This window comes from Mesorhizobium sp. M0045 (assembly GCF_040323385.1).
In the GTDB taxonomy this organism is placed as follows: domain Bacteria; phylum Pseudomonadota; class Alphaproteobacteria; order Rhizobiales; family Rhizobiaceae; genus Mesorhizobium.
In genome coordinates this window covers 281,584-301,505 of record NZ_JAMYUY010000002.1, presented here as the reverse complement: position 1 = coordinate 301,505, position 19,922 = coordinate 281,584, and the positions used below count along the sequence as shown (strand labels likewise).

The 19,922-nt window shown below is 60.7% G+C and carries 19 protein-coding genes; 10 read left to right on the top strand and 9 right to left on the bottom strand.

Features of this window, described 5'->3' with window-relative positions; genetic code table 11:
* Positions 1 to 147: 147 nt before the first annotated feature.
* The 8 genes from dnaA to NKJ72_RS04110 all read right to left on the bottom strand — a co-directional run bounded on the left by dnaA (position 148) and on the right by NKJ72_RS04110 (position 8,043).
* Positions 148 to 1,695 (bottom strand): chromosomal replication initiator protein DnaA, encoded by a 1,548-nt coding sequence (gene dnaA, locus NKJ72_RS04145; protein ID WP_502894179.1) that lies wholly within the window; start codon positions 1,693 to 1,695, stop codon positions 148 to 150.
* Between the two features lie 839 nt (positions 1,696 to 2,534).
* Positions 2,535 to 2,801: a 30S ribosomal protein S20 gene (rpsT, locus tag NKJ72_RS04140; RefSeq protein ID WP_023676922.1), complete on the bottom strand. Its 267-nt coding sequence runs from the start codon at positions 2,799 to 2,801 to the stop codon at positions 2,535 to 2,537.
* A 159-nt stretch (positions 2,802 to 2,960) separates the two neighbouring features.
* Positions 2,961 to 3,734: an enoyl-CoA hydratase gene (locus tag NKJ72_RS04135; RefSeq protein ID WP_254816283.1), complete on the bottom strand. Its 774-nt coding sequence runs from the start codon at positions 3,732 to 3,734 to the stop codon at positions 2,961 to 2,963.
* A gap of 24 nt (positions 3,735 to 3,758) precedes the next feature.
* Positions 3,759 to 4,649: a bifunctional DNA-formamidopyrimidine glycosylase/DNA-(apurinic or apyrimidinic site) lyase gene (mutM, locus tag NKJ72_RS04130; RefSeq protein WP_352475962.1), complete on the bottom strand. Its 891-nt coding sequence runs from the start codon at positions 4,647 to 4,649 to the stop codon at positions 3,759 to 3,761.
* Complete coding sequence (locus tag NKJ72_RS04125) at positions 4,642 to 5,883, bottom strand: phosphopentomutase (RefSeq protein WP_352475961.1); 1,242 nt, start codon at positions 5,881 to 5,883, stop codon at positions 4,642 to 4,644. Before NKJ72_RS04125 ends, mutM begins: the two co-directional genes overlap by 8 nt.
* Before the next feature lie 372 nt (positions 5,884 to 6,255).
* Positions 6,256 to 6,876 (bottom strand): TadE/TadG family type IV pilus assembly protein, encoded by a 621-nt coding sequence (locus NKJ72_RS04120; RefSeq protein WP_254816287.1) that lies wholly within the window; start codon positions 6,874 to 6,876, stop codon positions 6,256 to 6,258.
* Positions 6,877 to 6,907: 31 nt separating this feature from the next.
* Complete coding sequence (locus tag NKJ72_RS04115; protein WP_352475960.1) at positions 6,908 to 7,468, bottom strand: TadE/TadG family type IV pilus assembly protein; 561 nt, start codon at positions 7,466 to 7,468, stop codon at positions 6,908 to 6,910.
* 152 nt (positions 7,469 to 7,620) lie between these two features.
* A complete protein-coding gene (locus NKJ72_RS04110; RefSeq protein WP_352475959.1) occupies positions 7,621 to 8,043 on the bottom strand; it encodes a pilus assembly protein N-terminal domain-containing protein in 423 nt (140 codons plus the stop codon).
* A 344-nt stretch (positions 8,044 to 8,387) separates the two neighbouring features.
* On the opposite strand from NKJ72_RS04110, the gene NKJ72_RS04105 reads away from it, so the two are divergent.
* The 9 genes from NKJ72_RS04105 to NKJ72_RS04065 all read left to right on the top strand — a co-directional run bounded on the left by NKJ72_RS04105 (position 8,388) and on the right by NKJ72_RS04065 (position 17,452).
* Complete coding sequence (locus NKJ72_RS04105; protein WP_254816290.1) at positions 8,388 to 8,558, top strand: Flp family type IVb pilin; 171 nt, start codon at positions 8,388 to 8,390, stop codon at positions 8,556 to 8,558.
* Between the two features lie 152 nt (positions 8,559 to 8,710).
* Positions 8,711 to 9,229 (top strand): A24 family peptidase, encoded by a 519-nt coding sequence (locus NKJ72_RS04100; RefSeq protein ID WP_352475958.1) that lies wholly within the window; start codon positions 8,711 to 8,713, stop codon positions 9,227 to 9,229.
* 188 nt (positions 9,230 to 9,417) lie between these two features.
* Positions 9,418 to 10,233: a Flp pilus assembly protein CpaB gene (gene cpaB, locus NKJ72_RS04095; RefSeq protein WP_352475957.1), complete on the top strand. Its 816-nt coding sequence runs from the start codon at positions 9,418 to 9,420 to the stop codon at positions 10,231 to 10,233.
* On the top strand, positions 10,230 to 11,759 hold the full coding sequence (locus NKJ72_RS04090; RefSeq protein ID WP_352475956.1) for a type II and III secretion system protein family protein: 1,530 nt from the start codon (positions 10,230 to 10,232) through the stop codon (positions 11,757 to 11,759). The genes cpaB and NKJ72_RS04090 overlap by 4 nt, the downstream gene beginning before the upstream one ends.
* Before the next feature lie 14 nt (positions 11,760 to 11,773).
* The gene (locus tag NKJ72_RS04085) at positions 11,774 to 12,508 is read left to right on the top strand and encodes a CpaD family pilus assembly protein (RefSeq protein WP_352475955.1); all 735 of its coding nucleotides are present in this window, start codon (positions 11,774 to 11,776) and stop codon (positions 12,506 to 12,508) included.
* Positions 12,509 to 12,564: 56 nt separating this feature from the next.
* Complete coding sequence (locus NKJ72_RS04080) at positions 12,565 to 13,848, top strand: CpaE/TadZ family protein (RefSeq protein WP_352475954.1); 1,284 nt, start codon at positions 12,565 to 12,567, stop codon at positions 13,846 to 13,848.
* Between the two features lie 29 nt (positions 13,849 to 13,877).
* The gene (locus NKJ72_RS04075; protein ID WP_352475953.1) at positions 13,878 to 15,383 is read left to right on the top strand and encodes a TadA family conjugal transfer-associated ATPase; all 1,506 of its coding nucleotides are present in this window, start codon (positions 13,878 to 13,880) and stop codon (positions 15,381 to 15,383) included.
* 29 nt (positions 15,384 to 15,412) lie between these two features.
* Positions 15,413 to 16,426, top strand: a complete 1,014-nt coding sequence (locus NKJ72_RS04070) for a type II secretion system F family protein (protein WP_352475952.1) — start codon at positions 15,413 to 15,415, stop codon at positions 16,424 to 16,426.
* Positions 16,427 to 16,435: 9 nt separating this feature from the next.
* On the top strand, positions 16,436 to 17,452 hold the full coding sequence (locus NKJ72_RS04065) for a type II secretion system F family protein (protein ID WP_254816298.1): 1,017 nt from the start codon (positions 16,436 to 16,438) through the stop codon (positions 17,450 to 17,452).
* Positions 17,453 to 17,566: 114 nt separating this feature from the next.
* On the opposite strand, the gene NKJ72_RS04060 is transcribed toward NKJ72_RS04065, so the two are convergent.
* Positions 17,567 to 18,388: a tetratricopeptide repeat protein gene (locus tag NKJ72_RS04060; protein ID WP_352476076.1), complete on the bottom strand. Its 822-nt coding sequence runs from the start codon at positions 18,386 to 18,388 to the stop codon at positions 17,567 to 17,569.
* Positions 18,389 to 18,511: 123 nt separating this feature from the next.
* On the opposite strand from NKJ72_RS04060, the gene NKJ72_RS04055 reads away from it, so the two are divergent.
* On the top strand, positions 18,512 to 19,876 hold the full coding sequence (locus tag NKJ72_RS04055; RefSeq protein ID WP_352475951.1) for a leucyl aminopeptidase family protein: 1,365 nt from the start codon (positions 18,512 to 18,514) through the stop codon (positions 19,874 to 19,876).
* Positions 19,877 to 19,922 lie beyond the last annotated feature (46 nt).

Genomic DNA, 19,922 nt, shown 5'->3' with positions numbered 1-19,922 from the left:
CGCGAAAGGTCTGAACAGGCTCAGAATCTGCGTAAACTGACAGGAAAAACCCGGCAAACGCAAGCCCGCGCCACCGGTTCGGACCGGCTGCGCGGGCTTTCTGGGGATAAAAAGGCCGAAGTTCGCGAGCCGGCGTTTTTCGGGCCATCAGGCCTGGTCGTTGATCAGCCTTCTCAGCAATTCGAGTTCCTGCGCCAGTGTGTTGTCGGCACCGGAAAGATCCTCGATTTTGCGCACCGCATGCAGCACGGTCGTATGGTCGCGGCCGCCGAACCGCCGCCCGATCTCCGGCAGCGAGCGCGGCGTCAACACCTTCGACAGATACATAGCGACCTGCCGCGGCTTGACGATGGTGCGTGTGCGCCGGTTGGACAGCAGTTCGGTCTTCGACACGTTGTAGTGGCGCGCGACGATGCGCTGGATGTCCTCGATACGCACCCGCTTCGGTTCACCCGAACGATAGATGTGGCCGAGGATCTCGTCGATGCGGTCAATGGTGATCTGCGGTTCGAAGGATTGGCGAAACAAAAGCTGGTTGAAGGCACCTTCGAGCTCGCGCCCGCTGCCGGTCACCGTGCGGGCGACGTGGTTGAGTATCTCTTCGGAAATATCCAGCGACGCATCGTCGAGCTTGGCGGTGGCAAGCCTGAGCTTGAGCATACCGATACGCATGGCGAAATCCGGGGCCGACATTTCCAGCGCGACGCCGCCGTTGAGGCGCGAGCGGACGCGTGGCTCCAGCGACTCCAATTCGGACGGCGGCCGGTCGGCAGCGACCACCACCTGCTTGGCGCTGTCGAGCAGCATGTTGATCAAATGGCAGAATTCGTGCTGGATCGACTTGCCCTGCAGGAACTGCATGTCGTCGATGATGAGGAGGTCGATGTCGCGCAGCTGTTCTTTCAGCGTCAGTGCGTTGTTGTCGCGGATCGCGGTGGCGAACCGCCACATGAAATACTCAGCCGTAAGATAGACGACCCGCGATTTCGGATTCTGCTTCAGCGATTCTGCGGCGATCGCCTGCAACAGATGCGTTTTGCCCAGCCCGACCGTCGCGTGAAGAAAGAGCGGATTGAAACGCACCGCGCTCGACTGCGATTCCGCGACCGCCTTGGCGGCGGCAAAAGCCACTCGGTTCGATGGTCCTTCGATGAAGGAGGTGAAAGTGTAGCGTGGATCGAGCGGCGAACCGAGAACATTGTGCCGGAACTCGGTTTCTGCCGGCATCCCCGGGCGGGGTGCCGGGACCCGTTCGACCCTGCTGGGGCTCGCCGTGCCCGCAGAGAGCGCGGTTTGCGTCTGCCTGGTCATCTTGCGCGCCGGCGCCACTTCTGGCTCGACGCTGTTGCGGCCCTGCCGTGTGGCGGTGCGAACCACGATCTCGATCTTGAGGATCTCCGGATCCTCGTGCTTCCACAACTCGGTGATGAGATCGAGATAGTGGCCGTTGATCCATGAACGCAGGAATGCAGTTGGCACTGAGATGCGGACAATGCCCTTAGAGGATTCAGCGACCTTCATGCGCCCGAACCAGCTCGAATAGACCTCGGTTCCCAGACGCGCCTTCAACTGGGCCTTGACCCGATCGAACTTCTGTTCAGCTTCATTGGAAGCCGCCATGTCGTTCCTTCCGACTAACGTTCCAGGAAATGGGAGGTCGCCTGTAAGCTCCCTTTCGATGCCGCCGCTCTGCATGATCGAGTTCCTTGTCTCTTGTACCTGTTTTCCGCCGGGGATGCGCCTCCTGCATCCATGTTTCCGGCGACCGTGTCTTCGCTGCGACACCATCGCCGCCGCCGGCTGATGAATCGCCTCGTTGTCGGTCCGGCGCCGAAGCGCCGATCCGCTTTGGTCATGTCAGGGCAACAAAATGCCGTCCGGCGAAAAACCGCCGGCGCACCGTCGACCTGCCATGTACAATTACGCCAGTCCCCTACCGTATCGAAAAGACAAACCAACCCCGTCCGCGGAGTTGAATCCGCGCTGTAAACTCTGCCAATTTGAGCTGGCCGGTTTCAGGCTGGTCAAGGGCCAAGGGCCCATCCCTTCGATGGACAGACCTTACCGAAATCGCTGTGGATAGGGCAAGGCCACCCCTAACGGATTTTTAAGGAATCTGACTAGCAAGGGACGTTTCGAACGCCATGCTGCAATAGTTGATTTTGACAAAGCCATTGTGATTCAAACCCTTTTCCGGCGAATATGAAAAAGGCCACACAACGCGAAATTTTCTGAAATAATTCACTTGACAGCCAATTGTCGCCTATCGGCCGCAGCTGATGTGAACAAGCTGTGGATCACCATCGGTAAGCTTCTGAAAGGAAACGGTAATCCGTGACGCTCGGAAATTTTCGTATTGGCGGTTTCGGAGGCTCCGAATATGAGCGGGCATGTATATGCCGGCAAAGCATTTCGAACTTTGAAATGCTCGCGGAGCGCCATTTTGCGGGCTTTCTTTTAAGTACTTGCCGGCAAACGAAAAAACCCGGCGCGATTGGCCGGGTTTGAAGTAGCGCAGTTCAGGAATGGATATATCAGGCTGACAGCACCTTGACCCGTTGGGCCAACCGCGACACCTTGCGCGATGCCGTGTTCTTGTGCACCACGCCCTTGGTCGCGGCGCGCATCAGTTCCGGCTCGGCCACCTTGAAGGCAGCCTGTGCGGCCGCCTTGTCGCCAGCCGCGAGCGCCTCTTCGACCTGGCGGATGTAGGTTCGGACGCGGGAGCGGCGGTTCTTGTTAATCGCTGCGCGACGGGCGATCTTGCGCGTTGCCTTTTTGGCCGAGGAGGTATTGGCCATGGTGCCTCTCTTCTGATCTGGTGGGCGCTTGCGGGATACCGCGGGGCGCAAAAAACAAACGGGCAGCCACAGGGCCGCCTCGGCTGGTGCGGCTTATAGTTCAGCTTTTCCGGCACGTCAACGCTGCAGTGCTTTCTTTTTGACCGGTGCCTCGTCATCTCATCGGTTCGTGAAATTCGGCTTCCGCTTGCCGGTGAAGGCCGCCATGCCTTCCTTCTGGTCATCCAGCGCAAACAGCGAATGAAACAGCCGGCGCTCGAACCGCAGACCCTCGGTGAGCGTCGTCTCATAGGCGCGGTTGACGGCCTCCTTCGCCATCATCACCGACGGCAAGGAAAAATCGGCGATCTTCGCTGCTGCCTTAAGCGCTTCCTCGATCAACTCGCCGGCTGGCACGACGCGCGAGACAAGGCCGGAACGCTCGGCCTCGGCTGCGTCCATCATTCGCCCCGTCAGGCACATATCCATCGCCTTGGACTTGCCGACGAAACGGGTCAGGCGCTGCGATCCGCCCATGCCGGGCATGACGCCCAGCGTGATCTCGGGTTGGCCAAACTTGGCGGTATCGGCGGCGATGATGAAGTCGCACATCATCGCCAGTTCGCAGCCGCCCCCCAGCGCATAGCCCGCCACCGCCGCGATGATCGGCTTTCGTGCCCGCGTAAATTCTTCCCAGCCGACGAAGAAATCCTGCACATAGGCATCCACATAGGAGATCGACTGCATTTCCTTGATATCGGCACCTGCCGCGAAAGCCTTCTCCGAACCAGTGATGACCATGGCGCCAATGTCGGCATTGGCGCCCATGCTGTTCACCGACGCGACCAGTTCCGCCAGCACTTGTGAATTCAGTGCGTTGAGCGCCTGCGGCCGGTTCAGCGTAATCAGCCCGACCTTGCCGCGGGTTTCGACGATGATGGTTTCATAGCCCATGCTTTGCTCCTCCTCGCTTCTGGTTTAAGCCTGACAGGCCCGGCAGTGGAAAGTCGAACGACCGCTTTGCACGATACGCTCGATGTGGCCGCCACAACCAGGCTTGGAGCAGGCTTCGCCCTCGCGATCGTAAACCGCGAAGGAATGCTGGAAGTAGCCCAGCGATCCATCGGTCTGCATATAGTCGCGCAACGACGAGCCGCCGGCGGCGATCGCATCGGCGACGACCGAGCGGATAGCTTCGGCCAGGCGTTCGCTCTGCTCTTTGGCTTTCTTGCCGGCTCTCGCGAGGGTGCCCGCTTCGCGCAGCGGCGACAGGCCGGCCCGCCAAAGTGCTTCCGAGACGTAGATATTGCCTAGCCCGGCAATTAGCCTCTGGTCCAGAAGTGCCGCTTTCAGCGGTGACTTGCGACCTTTCAGCAACGAAGCGAGCAGCGTGCCGTCCAGTGCGTTGCCTGTAGGCTCGACGCCTAATCCCGCCAGCATCGGATGCATGTCGGGCTCGCCTTCCGAAAACAGCATGAACCCGAAGCGGCGCGGGTCGTTGAAGATCACGCGAGAGCGGACGCCGGCAGGGGATGCGATGTCGAAGACGACGTGATCGTGAGCAGTGTTTTTCGAACGTTCGTGGTGGAACGCGCCGGGCGTTGCGCTCTCGTCGGCCGTTTCGATGCGAAACGAACCCGACATGCCGAGATGGCAGATCAGAACCGGGCCGTTGGCCATGTGCATTGTCAGATATTTGGCACGGCGGCCGAGCGCCGCAATCGTCTTGCCGGTCAGCCGCTCCGAAAATCTCGCGGGGAACGGAAACCGCAAATCCGGCCGGCGTGCCTCGACACCGACAATGCGGGCACCTTCAAGGGCCGGCTGCAGACCGCGCCTGACCGTCTCTACCTCCGGCAGCTCAGGCATGGCCACCTATCTTAGCATGGAAGGAGGTGCCGTGACGGCCGCGCGCCAGCCCGAGATGTTCGGCGACGGTTTCGCCGATGTCGGCAAATGTCATCCTCAGTCCGATGTCTGCGCCTTTGAAACCCGGCCGTGTCCCGATAACCGGAATCCGCTCGCGCGTGTGGTCGGTGCCGCGCCACGTCGGATCGTTGCCGTGATCGGCGGTCAAAATGAGCAGATCGCCTGGCCTCAGCTGTGCGAATGCCTCGGGCAGGCGCCGGTCGAAAGCCTCGAGCGCGGCGGCATACCCCGCAACGTCGCGCCGATGCCCGAACTCGGTGTCGAAGTCCACAAAGTTCGCGAAGACGAGGTCGCCGTCGCGCGCGTCTTCCATGGCGCCGAGCGCTTTGTCGAACATCGCCATGTTGCCGGCAGCCTTGCGGACTTCCGAGATGCCCCGATGGGCGAAAATGTCGCCGATCTTGCCGACTGCGATAACCCGGCTGCCGCGCGCCGTCAGCCGGTCGAGCAGCGTCGGTTCCGGCGGCGGTACGGCATAGTCGCGACGATTATGCGTTCGCTCGAACGTGGCGGCGGTTTCACCGATGAACGGCCGTGCTATGACGCGGCCGATATTCAGCGGATCGACGAGCCTGCGCACCACCTTGCAGAACTCGTAAAGCCGTTCCAGGCCGAAATGAACCTCATGCGCGGCGATCTGCAGGACGGAGTCGATCGAGGTGTAGCAGATCGGCTTGCCGGTACGGATATGGTCTTCGCCGAACCGTTCGATAATCTCGGTGCCCGGAGCATGGCAATCGCCGAGGATGCCAGGCACCTTCCCTTCACGCACCATTGCTTCGGTCAACTCGGCCGGAAAGGCCGGAATCGCGTCCGGGAAGTAACCCCAGTCGAAACGGACCGGCAGGCCGGCTATTTCCCAATGGCCCGATGGCGTGTCCTTGCCGCTCGAAACCTCTTGGGCCGCGCCGTGAAAGGCGGCGGCAAGCGGCGCACTGCCGGCATTCTCGAACCTGAAACCCGTCGCCGTTGCCGCGGCCTGGCCGAGGCCCAGCGCAAGCATGTTTGGTACAAGAAGGGGCCCGTCACGCAGGCCTTCGCGATCGGCGCGGCCTTCCGCGCAGGCCCGCGCGATGTGTGCGAACGTGTTGGAGCCGGTGTCGCCATAGCGTTCGGCATCGGCCGCGCCGCCGATGCCGAAGGAGTCGAGGACAAAAAGGAAGGCGCGTGCCATCGAAAGGTTCATCATTGCCTGTGTGTTGGCTCAGACATAGGGTTCCGCGCCGCCATTGGCAATTCGGAAACCCAAACAGCACGGTTGGCATGCTGGTCCCGGAGAGACGAATCGCGGCATGGTCGATCGGCGGATGGAAATGCGCGGCGCGGAGCTCGCATGAGGCTTGCCCTGACAGCATTCGCCGCCGTACTGGCTTTGCTGCTGGAGGGGTCTTGCGCAAACCTGGCGCGCGCTCGGAACGTTCCGTATTGGTATCGTCGCCGAACCGTTGCCGGTCCGAGGGACGATGTGCCGGCTGCAGCCATCGTGCGTCTAGTCTCGGCCCGCGGGTGCAAGCAATAGCAACAGACCGTTAGCGGGCTTCAGGCGTCAGCAATCGCTGCACGGAATGGTCGGGCTCCTGCGCGGCCGCAGATAATAAGTTTCCGCCATTGATATCGAATTGAAGACCGAGCTCAACCCGAACCGGCTTTGGCCGTCCGCCGACCAGGTGATGATTGGCTTGTAGGCGAGATCGCTTTCGACCCGAATGAGGAAAGTGCCTTTGATCTTGAGCGCGCTCGGGACCGTTGTGGTGGAATCCTTGACGGCGTCGAGGCTAGAGACGCCATCCACCAGTTTGCGCGACCACACGACCAGGACTTTCGGCGTCGTCTCGTTCGTCACCTGTATCGCCGTGATAATGATCTTCGGTTTCGAGCGGTTGTAGGGCTGGAGCGTGGAACTGCCGATCGCCATGATGGCATCGACATCGGCCGCCTTGATGGTCTGCTGCTGTGTGACGAGGTCCGCTACCATGCTGCCGATGCGGCTGACCTTCTTGCTGGTCTCGATGGCTTGCGAGGCCTCCATTGTCATAAAGTACATGATCAACAGGACAGGCACGATGAGGGCAAACTCGACGGCCGCAATACCGCGGCGGTCCGAGCAAAGCCGGACTGCTCTTGTACAAATCCCTGCGATGCCCAGTTGTGCCCCCGCACGAATCATGGCTTTTGCCCTTTTCAAGCGACTAGGTGGTTCAGTTGTCGAAAGGCTCGTTTTGCCAAGTGATCGAGGCGAAATGCAGCGTTTTGCCGTCCTTCAGATTGGCCATCGATTTGGCCATGAAGTCGGTCATCACCGGCCATTTGTAAAAAACCCGCAGCATGTTTCTCGACTCCGCCAGGCCCGGTGCGACCGTGAAGGTCTGTGTGCTCGTGCCCTTGGTCAGCACGACGTCGCCATCCTGGATCTTGAAACCGGCCAGCGCCGCATCGGCGAAGGTCGGATATTCGCGCAAGTCCACCAGCAATCCGGGACAGGTCTTGGCGACCATGATCTCCAATTTGGTGCAGATCATATCCCGCAGCTTGGTGCCGGACACATCGGCCGGTCTTAGCTGGCCGGTACGCAACTGGCGCGCGATGTCGTCTGTGGCGTTTGCCATCACTTCCTGTGCGGCAAATGAAATGCAGCTCTCCAGTACGGCGAAGACAAGAAGCGCGAAAGGAATTGCAAGCATGGCGAATTCGATTGCCGCGCTTCCGCGGCGGTCGCCCAAAAACCGTCTTGGAGAACCTGCTCGTCCTGCCTTGCTCATGTCCTCTGCCCGCCGATGCCGCTTCTGTATCGGTCCCACCCTTAGTCGGAACCGATTGAAGTCCGGTTGGAATGACCGTTAAATTCAACGGGAAGGCCTTAACCCGGCCATAACCGAAGCACGTTCTCGCCAAAGACGGAGACGTCGGCTAGCTAATGCCCGGCGCTCATCTCGGCTTCAGAGGCCTTCTCGGCATCGCTCTTATACGAGCTTTCGCAATATGGCGCGCAGGACATCGTCTGCACTTCGGCGCGTCGATAGATGCGCACCGACGCCGCCGCCTGGCGCACGACGGTTATTTGCTCATCGACGATCGGGTTGCCCTCCTGATCGAGGACGACAAGATTGGTGACGCCAAATCCCTTGCCGGTCAGTACGATCGTCGATGCGTCCTGCACGGAGGCGTCGGCGATCGCCGGATTGCCGACGACAATCGTATCGGCGGCGCGCGACAATTTGATGATCTTTGCCTGGTTCATCGTCACCTCGATGCCGGCGCCGGCGTTGGCTGGAAAGGCGAAAGCCGCTGCGGCACAAAGCACGGCAACTGGAAATGATGATCTCGGCCCGGCCATTGAGGCGCCCCCTTGGCAAACTGTTCAACGAAACATGAACGAGATTGGTGAACCAACCGTTAAGCGGCTGGAGTCCAGGATCAAGCCGGAACCGGCATTGGGCCTAGCCGGCACGGCTGGAACGTCTTTGCCGAATTGCGCCTTTTGCGCCTTTTGTCGGCCCGGGGTCCTAGCGGCGGGTATTTTAGTTCTGGGTTAACCACGCAATGCCATCGAAGCGGGAAAGGAATCGGTAAGCCTGTTTATTAAGCCGATTGAAACAGCTTCTCCTTAGATTCGCAGTATCCGATCAGCCACCAAGAGAAGTTGACGGAAGTGCTGTAACAATTGGAGTAGGAGCTCAAATGTCTAACCTCATCGCACGTTTTGTGAAGGACGAATCCGGCGCGACCGCTATCGAATACGGTCTGATCGCCGCTCTCATCGCGCTCGCCATCATGGTCGGCGCCACCTCGCTCGGCACCGCGCTGAACGCCAAGTTTGACAAGATTGCCACCAAGGTCAACGCTTCGTAAGCAACAACATTCCGTTGCTTCCCAATAAGGGCCGCCGCACTGGCGGCCCTTATTTAGTCCTACGCATGATTTTGAACTTTAGACCTCATCAATCGTTAATCGAACATACCTAGGCTGGGACCGGGTACAGTTTGACCACAGGCGCCACGCCCATGCTTGAAGCCGTGATCTTCGTCGTCTTTCCATTCTGCATGCTTTTTGCCGCGATCTCCGACATGCTGTCGATGACGATCGCCAATCGCGTGCCTGTGCTGCTCGTCGTTGTCTTTGCCTTGGTTGCGCCCTTGACCGGCATGGACTGGGCCACCTATGGCGGGCACTTCGCCGCCGGCGGCCTGGTTCTTGTAGTGACATTCGGCCTGTTCGCGCTTGGCGGCATGGGCGGCGGCGACGCCAAGCTCCTGGCCGCCACTGCCGTATGGATGGGACTGAACATCCATCTCGTCGAGTATCTTGTCACCTCGACATTCATCGGCGGTCTGCTGACCCTTGCCATCCTCGCCTATCGAAAATCGCTGCTTGCCGCCGTCACAAGCCACAATCGGTTCCTGCGCCATTTCGCCGATGAGGCGACCGGCGTTCCGTACGGCATTGCGCTTGGCATTGGCGGTCTGCTCACCTATTCCGACTCACCGTTGATGGCCTGGGCGCTTACCAGGCTGGCGGGCTGAATTTCGCTTTCCGCCGTTGGCGCCGAGCAGGCGAATTGGCCACGTTTTCCTTCGGGCCAGAGTTGTCGCTCTAATTTATGTAAACCTTAAATTAATCACGATCGTAAGTATAACATTAACCTTGTTTTGACGATTGCCGCTGCAAAGTCCGGCTTGGCTAGTGGTTTGCCAAGGCGAGGTTCGGACAGATGCCAGCATCCCGATTAATGATTCTAGGCGTGGCGATAGCCGCGGCCGGCGGTGCAGGCTATGTCGCGAAGAACATGGTTGTGGCTCCGCCGCCTCCAGTTGTCGATTCCGGTCCTCAGGCGCCGGCGATCGCGCTGCAGGATGTGCTTGTTCTTTCCGGCGACGTTCCGATGGGCAGTCCGCTTGAAAACAACATTTCCTGGGAGTCATGGCCGTCCGCCGGCATCAACGCAAATTTCATCACCCGCGCTGCCGAGCCTGAAGCGCTGGACAAGCTGAAGGGCGCCGTCGCCCGCGTGGCGCTCTATGCCGGCGAGCCGCTGCGCCGCTCGAAGCTGATCGGTGAAGGGCAAAGCTTCATGTCGTCGATCCTGCCCTCCGGCATGCGGGCTGTCGCCACAAGCATTTCGGCCGACACCTCGGCCGGTGGCTTCATTCTTCCGAACGATTTCGTCGACGTCATCATGACCCGCAGAACCGATGCCGCCAATGGCGGTGGTCCGGGCTTCACGACCGAAACTATCCTCAAGAACATTCGTGTCCTGGCGATCGACCAGACCATTCAGGAGGATGAGGAAGGCAAGAAGACCAGAGTCGGCCAGACCGCCACCCTGGAGCTGACGCCGCAGCAGTCCGAGATCATCACCGTCGCACAGCAGATGGCGGATCGCCTGACACTGGCGCTGCGCTCGATCAAGGACAGCCAGGACAAGAATGTGGGCGAGGCCGACTACCTGGTTTCCGGCAATGGTCGGCGCGGCACCGTACGGTTGATCAAGTCGGGCGAAGTTTCCGAGGTGGGGGCAAGGAAATGAGGCTAAAAACCAAACTGCCGCTCACCCTGGCTGTGGCGATCGGCCTGTTTCTCCTTGGAACGAATGCATATGGCATCCTCGATGCCAGTGCGGCGGGCAATGCCAGGGTCACGGCTTCGACCGCCACCCAGCGGGTCAAACTCGGACTCAATAAATCGGTGGTCATCGACCTGCCGAGCGATGCCTATGATATTCTCGTCGCCAACCCCGCTGTAGCCGACGCAGTGACCCGCACCGCCCGCCGCATCTATCTGTTCGGAAAGGCGGTCGGCGAGACCAACATCTTCGTCTTTGGCCCGAATGGCGAGCAGATCGTCAGCCTTGACCTGGCGGTCGAACGCGATGTTGCCGGGCTGGAGGACTATATCAAGCGCTTCATCCCGTCATCGGAGGTCAAGGTCGAGTTGCTGAACGACAACGTCGTTCTGACCGGAACCGTCGACACTCCTCTTGACGCCAAGCGCGCGGCTGATCTGGCAAACATCTTCGTGTCCGGCGGCGAGGCTACCACGGGTCAATATTCGCAGACCGCTGCCGGCGGTTCGGCCGAAGCCGGCGTCGCCATCGACAACCCGGATGCCGAGCGCCGCGTCAGCCAGATCGTCAACCTGCTGCAGATTATCGGCGACGACCAGGTGACGCTGAAGGTGACGGTTGCCGAGGTCAGCCGCACGGTGATGAAGCAGCTCGGCGTCAACATGGTCGGCAACGGCAGCAGCAACGGCATCAGTTGGAGCGCTCTCACCACGCCTGCATACGGATTGGGAAAGCCACTGTCGCAATATTCGGGGGCGGCGATCGGCAGCTCAACTCTTCAAGCGTACATAAACGCCATGGAGCAAAGCGGTGTCATGAAGACGCTGGCCGAGCCGACTCTCACCGCCGTTTCCGGCGAGAAGGCGACCTTCAAGGTCGGCGGCGAATTCAATATCATCACCGGCCGAACAAGCAACGTTTCAAACGACAATCAAACTGGCCAGATTACCTACGAGCACGAACGCCTTGAATATGGAATTGGGCTCGAATTCCAGCCGGTCGTGCTCTCGGCGGGCCGCATCAGCCTGAAAGTGAGGACGTCGGTTTCGGAACCTACGACCGAAGGCGCCGCAGTCCTGGAAGGAGCCGGCGACTTACCCGGCACCACTTTGCTGTCGATCCGCAAACGCCTGGCCGACACCACGGTGGAATTGCCCTCCGGCGGTTCCATGATGATCGCGGGCCTTGTCCGCGACGACATCAGGCAGGCGGTTGCCGGGCTGCCCGGCCTGACCAAAATACCGGTGCTAGGCACGCTGTTCCGCAGCAGGGATTTCGTCCGCAACGAGACCGAACTCGTCATCATCATCACGCCCTATCTGGTGAAGCCGGTGGCGCGCAACGATCTTGCCAAGCCGGATGACAATTTCAACGCAGCCAGCGATGGCGCCGGCATGTTCCTTGGCCGCGTCAACCGCGTCTACGGCACCATGCAGACCGACAAGCCCAACGGCCGCTATCACGGCGTTGTCGGCTTTATCTACAAGTAAGCGGGGAAGTCGACATGTCTCAGGCAGTATCGAAGGCAAGGGCGGTCACCGCGATACAGTCCGTTCATTCGCGGATCTGGCGGCCGGCCGTTCCGATCATAGCGATCGCGGTAGCGGCATCACTGGCCGGCTGCGCCAATCGCGACAGCGTCACGGTCGGTGCCATACCGGACGACTATCGCACCACGCATCCTATCGTCATCGCCGAGAAGGTCCAGAAGATCGACCTTCCGGTCGGCGCCGGCGACCGTGGCATGACCAGATCCCAGCGTGACACGCTCCTGGGCTTTCTCAACGGATACGACAGGAGCGCGGCTCCGGTGCTGACGATCGAGATTCCGAGCGGCTCAGCTAACGAAATCGCAGCGGCCGCGGCCGGCCGCGATTTCGCCAGGCTCGCCATAGCCAGCGGCATCAGCCGGAAGCGGATCGCCATGCGGTCCTATCAGTCTGTTTCAGCCGAAGCGTCCGCACCGGTCCGCGTTGCCTACGTCTCGGTGAAGGCTCAGACGGATAAATGCGGGCGCTGGCCCGAAGACCTGCTGCAGACTTCGGAAAACAAGCACTATGCCGATTTCGGCTGTTCGTATCAGAACAATCTGGCTGCCCAGATGGCCAATCCGTCCGATCTGATCGGGCCACGCAAACCGACGCCGATCGACGCGGAAAATCGCGGCGCGGTGATCGACGTCTATCGTGACAGGGGTATTTCGGACGAATTCCTCGGCAATTCGGAAGTCGATTATTAACGAGTGTTGAGGCTCAACAAAACTCTAAGCCGCGCAAGTCACGGAAAGTGATGACAATGAGCAATCTTGCCTATGACACTGAGGTACCGGGCGGCGAAACCTCGGAGCAGGATATTGCCGCAATGCAGGCGTTGCGGCCGATCCCGCGCATTTCGATCCAGGCATTTTGCGAGACCGAAGGCGTAGCCAATCCGGTCGAGCGCGCCGGCGAGGATCGCCGCATGTCCAAGGCCCATCTGAAGGTGCATATGGGGGGCATCCCCACCGCTATCGAATTCTATCAGTCGGCGCCGACACCGAACCTGATCCTGCTTGAATCCCGCAGCGAGCCGAAGCTGTTGCTGGAACAACTCGCCCAGCTCTCCGAGCATTGTGACCCGACCTCCAAGGTGGTGGTTGTCGGCCACTACAACGATGTCGGCCTGTACCGCGAACTCATCCGTTCGGGCATCTCCGAATATGTCATCGCGCCCGTATCGATGGCCGACATCGTCAGCGTGGTGTCTTCGATCTTCGTTGATCCGGAAGCTGAGCCGATCGGCCGCTCGATTGCCTTCATCGGTGCCAAGGGCGGCGTCGGCTCCTCGACCATAGCCCATAATGTGGCCTGGGCCATGTCGTCCCTTTTCAAATCCGAAGTGGTTGTCGCCGATCTCGACCTCGCCTTCGGAACGGCCAATATCAACTTCGACCAGGACCCGGCCCAAGGCATTGCCGAGGCGGTCTTCTCGCCGGAACGCGTCGACGAGGTCTATCTCGACCGACTGCTCGCCCAATGCGCCGAGCACCTGTCGCTGCTTGCGGCCCCTTCGACCCTGGAGCGGGTCTACGATTTCGATCCCGACGCTTTCACCCAGCTTATCGACATAGCCCAGCGTAGCGCGCCGCTCCTCGTGCTCGATGTTCCCCACTTGTGGGCCGGCTGGACCAAGAACACGCTGGTCAAGGCCGATGAGATCGTCATCACGGCGACGCCCGAACTGGCCAATCTGCGCAACACGAAGAACCTGGTCGACATGCTGAAGCGGCTTCGTCCGAACGATCCTGCGCCAAAGCTTGTGATCAACCAGGCCGGTGTGCCGAAACGTCCCGAGATTACGCCGTCCGATTTCTCCGAATCCCTCGGCCTTTCGCCGATGTCGGTCATCCCCTTCGAGCCGCTTTTGTTCGGAAATGCTGCCAATAACGGACGTATGCTCGGTGAAATGGATGCCAAGAGTCCGGTCGTCGCCACGATCAACGAGATCGCCCATGTGCTGACAGGGCGCAGCGAAATCAAGGTGAAGAAAAAGGCTGGCCTCGGCAACCTGATAGGCAAGCTTTCGCGCAACAAGAAGTGATGCCTCAGCGGTGGAATTGGTAAGCGATCATGTTTGGTAAAAGAGGCAGCGACGACGGCAACCGGACCATCCCGGAATTCCGTCAGCCCGCACCCGCAGCTGCTGCGCCGGCTGCCGCGAACCCTATGGAAGCGGCTATAGCTGCCAGACCCGCGACGCTGCCGCCATCCGGCGCGCCTGCTGCGCAGGTTCGCCGTGCAGTCGAGCCGCCGCCATTGGCGCCGGAGCCGAAAACTATCCAGCGCCAAAAGAGCGAAACCTACTACGACACCAAAAGCCAGGTCTTCGCCGCACTGATCGACACGATCGACCTGTCGCAGCTGGCCAAGCTCGATCCCGAAAGCGCGCGCGAGGAAATCCGCGACATCGTCAACGACATCATCGCGATCAAGAATTTCGCGATGTCCATCGCCGAGCAGGAAGAGCTTCTCGAGGACATCTGCAACGACGTTTTGGGCTACGGGCCGCTGGAGCCACTGCTTGCGCGCGACGATATTGCCGACATCATGGTCAATGGCTCCAAGAACGTTTACATCGAAGTCAACGGCAAGGTCGAGCAGACCGGCATCCGGTTCCGCGACAACCAGCAGCTCCTCAACATCTGCCAGCGTATCGTCAGCCAGGTCGGCCGCCGCGTCGATGAATCAAGCCCGATCTGCGATGCCCGTCTTCCTGATGGCTCGCGTGTCAACGTCATCGCACCGCCCCTGGCTATTGACGGCACCGCACTTACCATCCGCAAGTTCAAGAAGGACAAGCTGACGCTCGACCAGTTGGTCAAGTTCGGCTCGATTTCGCCACAAGGGGCCGAGATTCTCAAGATTATCGGCCGTGTCCGTTGCAACATCGTCATCTCGGGCGGTACCGGCTCGGGCAAGACGACGCTGCTCAATTGCCTGACCAACTATATCGACCGCGAGGAACGCGTCATCACCTGCGAGGACTCGGCTGAGCTGCAATTGCAGCAGCCGCATGTGGTGCGTCTCGAAACCCGCCCGCCCAACCTCGAAGGCGAGGGCGAAGTGACCATGCGCGACCTGGTCAAGAACTGTCTGCGCATGCGGCCCGAACGCATTATCGTCGGCGAAGTGCGCGGACCCGAAGTGTTCGACCTGCTGCAGGCGATGAACACTGGCCATGACGGCTCGATGGGAACGATCCACTCGAACAGCCCGCGCGAATGCCTCAACCGTATAGAGTCGATGATCGCCATGGGCGGCTACACGCTGCCGCAAAAAACCGTGCGCGAAATCATCGTCGGCTCCGTCGACGTGATCATACAGGCTGCACGCCTGCGCGACGGATCGCGGCGCATCACCCATATCACCGAGGTGATCGGCATGGAGGGCGACGTCATCATCACCCAGGACATCGTTCTTTATAACATCAAGGGCGAGGACGCGAACGGCAGGCTGCTGGGCGAGCACGTGTCGACCGGCATCGGTCGTCCGCATTTCTGGGAGCGCGCCCGCTACTACGGTGAGGAGCAGCGCCTCGCCGTTGCGCTAGAGGCAATGGAGAAGCGCGCTGACTGATCCGTCCGGAAACGTGGGGGCCAGGATCGATGTTCGGAATTGACGGCACCGTATTGGCATTCGTCGTGCTCGCCGGCTTCAGCGCCGGCGCTGTGGCCTATGCTTTCCTGTTCAACCGGATCAGCACCGAGAAGCAGGTCGGCAAGCGGCTTGAATCGATCAAGACCGCCGAGACGGATCGTTCCGTCGTCAAGGCTTCGCGCGATCGCGTCGCGGAAGCGGCCAAGCGTCGCAAGTCCGTCCAAGATTCGCTGAAGGATCTCGATCAAAAGCAAAAGTCCAATCAGAGCCTGGTCAAAAAACCACCGCTGAAGATCCAAATCCGTCAGGCCGGCATGAAGATCTCGCTCGAGCGCTTTTATGTCTACTCGGCGGTCTGCGGCGTCGTCTTGACGGCTCTTATCTATTTCATCGGCGCACCGCTGCTGGTCTTGCCGGCTGCGCTGCTGGTCGGCGTCTTGGGTCTGCCACGCTGGTTCGTCTCGTTTCGCCGCGCGCGCCGCGTCAAGGCGTTCCTCAACGAATTTCCGAACGCGCTCGATATCATTGTGCGTGCGGTAAAATCCGGCCTGCCGCTGAACGATGCCGTGCGCCTGATCGCCAACGAATCCCCCGAGCCGGTCAAGACCGAGTTCCGCCGCATCGTCGATTCGCAGCAAATGGGTTTGTCGATCCCCGACGCGGCCATGCGCATGCCAGAAACGATGCCGTGCACTGAGGCGAGCTTCTTCGGCATCGTCATCCAGATCCAGTCTCAGGCCGGCGGCAATCTTTCCGAAGCGCTGGGCAATCTTTCGCGCGTGCTTCGCGATCGCAAGAAAATGAAAGCCAAGGTCCAGGCGTTGTCCATGGAAGCCAAGGCATCCGCCGTGATCATCGGCGCGTTGCCTTTCGTCGTCGCCTGTCTCGTCTATTTGACGAGCCCGAACTACATCATGCCCCTATTCACCACCAGCACCGGCCATCTGATCCTCGGTTGTTCCGGCATCTGGATGTCGATGGGCATCCTGGTAATGCGCAAAATGATGAATTTCGAAGTTTAGGACTCGCGTATGACCGATCACGTCGTCAGAACTCTCACCGATCCGTCCCTGCTGATCGCACTGCTGGTCGGCATAGCGGTGTTTGCGACCGTCTTCACGCTGCTGCCCGCCTTTGGCGGGAACCAGCTCAAGGCGCGCATGAAATCCGTGGCGCTGGAGCGCGATGAGCTGCGCGCCAAGCAGCGGGCGCGGCTGGCAATCGAAGCCGACCGCCGCCGCAAGGGCCTGCGCGAAGAACAGTCGGTCGGCATGCGCAATATTGTCGATCGCCTGGATCTCAGGCGTGCGCTGGCGGATGAAGGTACCTTGCAGAAATTGAAAGTGGCGGGTTTTCGCGGGCAAAATCCGCTGACGCGCTTCCTTTTCTTCCGTCTCGTCCTGCCCTTCATCGGCTTTGCATTGGCGGCGATGTATCTGTTCGTCCTCGGCGGATTGCCCGAGCAGCCGTTTTTCGTGAAGCTGTTCGTGTGCATCGTGGTTGCCTATGCGGGGTTCTACGCGCCGGTGCTCTACGTCAACAACCGCGCTACCAAGCGCAAGCAGTCGATTCAGATGGCGTGGCCGGACGCGCTCGACCTGATGCTGATATGCGTCGAGTCCGGCATGTCGGTGGAAGCGGCGCTTCGCAAGGTCGCCGATGAGATCGGCGCGCAATCGGTGGCATTGGCGGAAGAATTCATCCTGACCAACGCCGAGCTTTCCTATCTGCAGGAGCGCAAGCAGGCCTACGAGAACCTTGCAAGCCGAACTGGGCTGGAATCCGTCAGGTCGGTGTCCCAGGCGCTGGTTCAGGCCGAGCGCTACGGCACGCCCGTGGCGCATGCATTGCGGGTGCTTGCCAGTGAGAGCCGCGACATGCGCATGAATGCCGCCGAGAAGAAGGCGGCCGCGCTGCCGCCGAAGCTCACCGTGCCGATGATCCTGTTCTTCCTGCCGGTACTGTTCGCCATCATTCTGGGTCCCGCCGGCATCCAGGTGAGCCAGCGCGGCATCTTCGGCGACCAGCCGAAATCCAGCAGCGAGTAGCACCAGCGGCGTTGCCAGAAACGCTGATACGATTCAGCCACGCTGCCGGTGCAGCGCGGCTCTTTGCGTTAGACATGTTGCGGAATTCGCGCGCCGGTTCGGCGGTCGAAGCGGTCAGTTGGTGCCAGGCTTTGCCTTGTCCTGGTCCTTGAGCTGGCTCCAGGCATTCTGCTGCGCCAGCATCTGGCGAAGGTAAGCGACGTTAGCCTGCGCCTGATCCGGCGACAGCTCTTGCGAGGCGATCTTCTCGGCCTCGTCGAAACGGCCTTGCAGACCGACGACCAGCGCCAGGTTCTGGCGAACGCGGCTATCTGCATTCGGCTGCTGGGCGGCCGAGCGCATATAGGTTTCGGCCGTGCGCAAATCGCCTTCCAGCACGTACGACATGCCGAGATTGGAAAGGATCGACGGTTCGTTCGGCCTGAGGTCAAGCGCCTTGCGATAGCCTTGGCGCGCCTCGTCCTTTTGGCCCAGCTGGTCGAGAATAGCAGCTTCCGCCGACACCAGTTTCCAATCAGGATATTCAGGAGTCTGCGCGCGGCGCACGGCATCGAGAGCCGGTTCGAACTGTCCGTTGGCGGCAAGTGCCTTGCCATAGGCGGCGAGCACGTCGCGGTCCTTCGGCAAGGCGATCGCCAGCTTGCGCATCACCGCAAGCGATTGGTCTGCGTCGCCGTCCATCTGCAGCGCCGCGGCATAATTTGTCGCGATGCGCTTGTCGCTGGGGTTTTTCGCATAGGACTGGCCGAGCGCCATCGTAGCGTTGTGCAGTTCGCCCGCCGACATTGTTTCCAGCGGCCTGCCGCTTGGACGAGAAATCGAACCAGTCGTCAATTTGCTGGTTCCGCAGCCAGCGACGCCTGCGGCAAGCGCCATCATCAACGCCGTGCTGATCAGCCTGTTTGCGCTGGCGTTCATCCTGCGGTTGGTCAGCATCGGCACCAAGGCTCCGTTCATCGCGTGACCATTTGCGTGGTCATCTTCCCTCCCGCAGAAATATTCTGTTAACCCTAACGGAGAGTTAAGAAACGCCGACTCGGAAAACCCGGAGACCAGCGAATGCCTGTCGAACTCGTCGAGAAAGAATTGAGCAATGCGCTGCCGGTCCATCTGGTGGCGAAGGATGCTCTGGCGGCAGCGGGCCTTGCGCCATCCTCGGTCGCCTGGGCCAAGGCCAACGGCTTCTCCGGCGAAGCTGGCAGGACGCTGATCGTGCCTGGCGACAACGGCGCGATTGCCGGAGCCCTGTTCGGCACCGGTGATGACGAGGGCGCACTGGCCGTCGGCGCACTGGCGAGAGCCTTGCCCGCGGGCGACTGGCGTTTTGCGTCGGCACCCGCCAAGCCGGAGCTTACGGCACTCGCCGTGGCGCTCGGCGGCTATGTCTTCACCCGCTACGGCAAGAAGCCAGGCAAGAGCCTTCGCTTCGCGCTGCCGGCAGGCACCGACGCTGCCCGCATCCGCCGCATCGCCAATGGCATTTTCCTGGCGCGCGATCTGGTCAACACGCCGACCAGCGATATGGGCCCCGGCCAGCTGGAAAAAGCCGCCCGGACCTTGGCCGCGACGCACAAGGCCGAAATATCGGTGACCAAAGGCGACGATCTTCTTACCGCCAACTTTCCGATGATCCACGCCGTCGGTCGGGCATCTGCCGACGCGCCGCGCCTGATCGACATGATTTGGGGGCCGAACAATGCCCCCAGGATAACGCTGGTCGGCAAGGGCGTCTGCTTCGATACAGGCGGTCTCGACATCAAGCCGTCCTCGGGCATGCTTTTGATGAAGAAGGACATGGGCGGCGCTGCCAACGTGCTGGGCCTCGCTTCCATGATTATGGCCACCGGGCTGAAGGTCCGGCTACGCGTGCTCATCCCGGCTGTCGAGAATTCGATAGCCGGCAACGCCTTCCGGCCAGGCGACGTGCTGGTGAGCCGCAAGGGCATCACCGTCGAAATCGGCAACACCGACGCCGAAGGACGGCTGGTACTCGCCGATGCCTTGGCCTTGGCCGATGATGAAGAGCCGCAGATGCTGGTCGATATGGCGACGCTGACAGGCGCTGCCCGTGTTGCGCTCGGTCCCGACCTGCCGCCGTTCTACACCGATGACGAGGCGCTTGCATCCGAGCTGGCGGACGCCTCCGTTGCGGTCGAGGATCCGTTATGGCGCATGCCGTTGTGGAAGCCCTATGACGCCAAGCTGGCGTCGAAGGTGGCCGACATCAACAATGTCACGTCAGACGGTTTCGCCGGCTCGATCACCGCGGCGCTTTTCCTGAAGCGCTTCGTGGAAAAGACCGCCGGCTGGGCGCATGTCGACATCTTCGCCTGGAACCCGTCCGACCGCCCGCACGGTCTTGCCGGTGGCGAAGCGCAAGGCATCCGGGCGCTGGAGCAGGTCATTTCGAACCGCTACGCTTGATTCTCGGGCATAGCCGACGAAGTTATTGACTGAAACGGAACCGAAA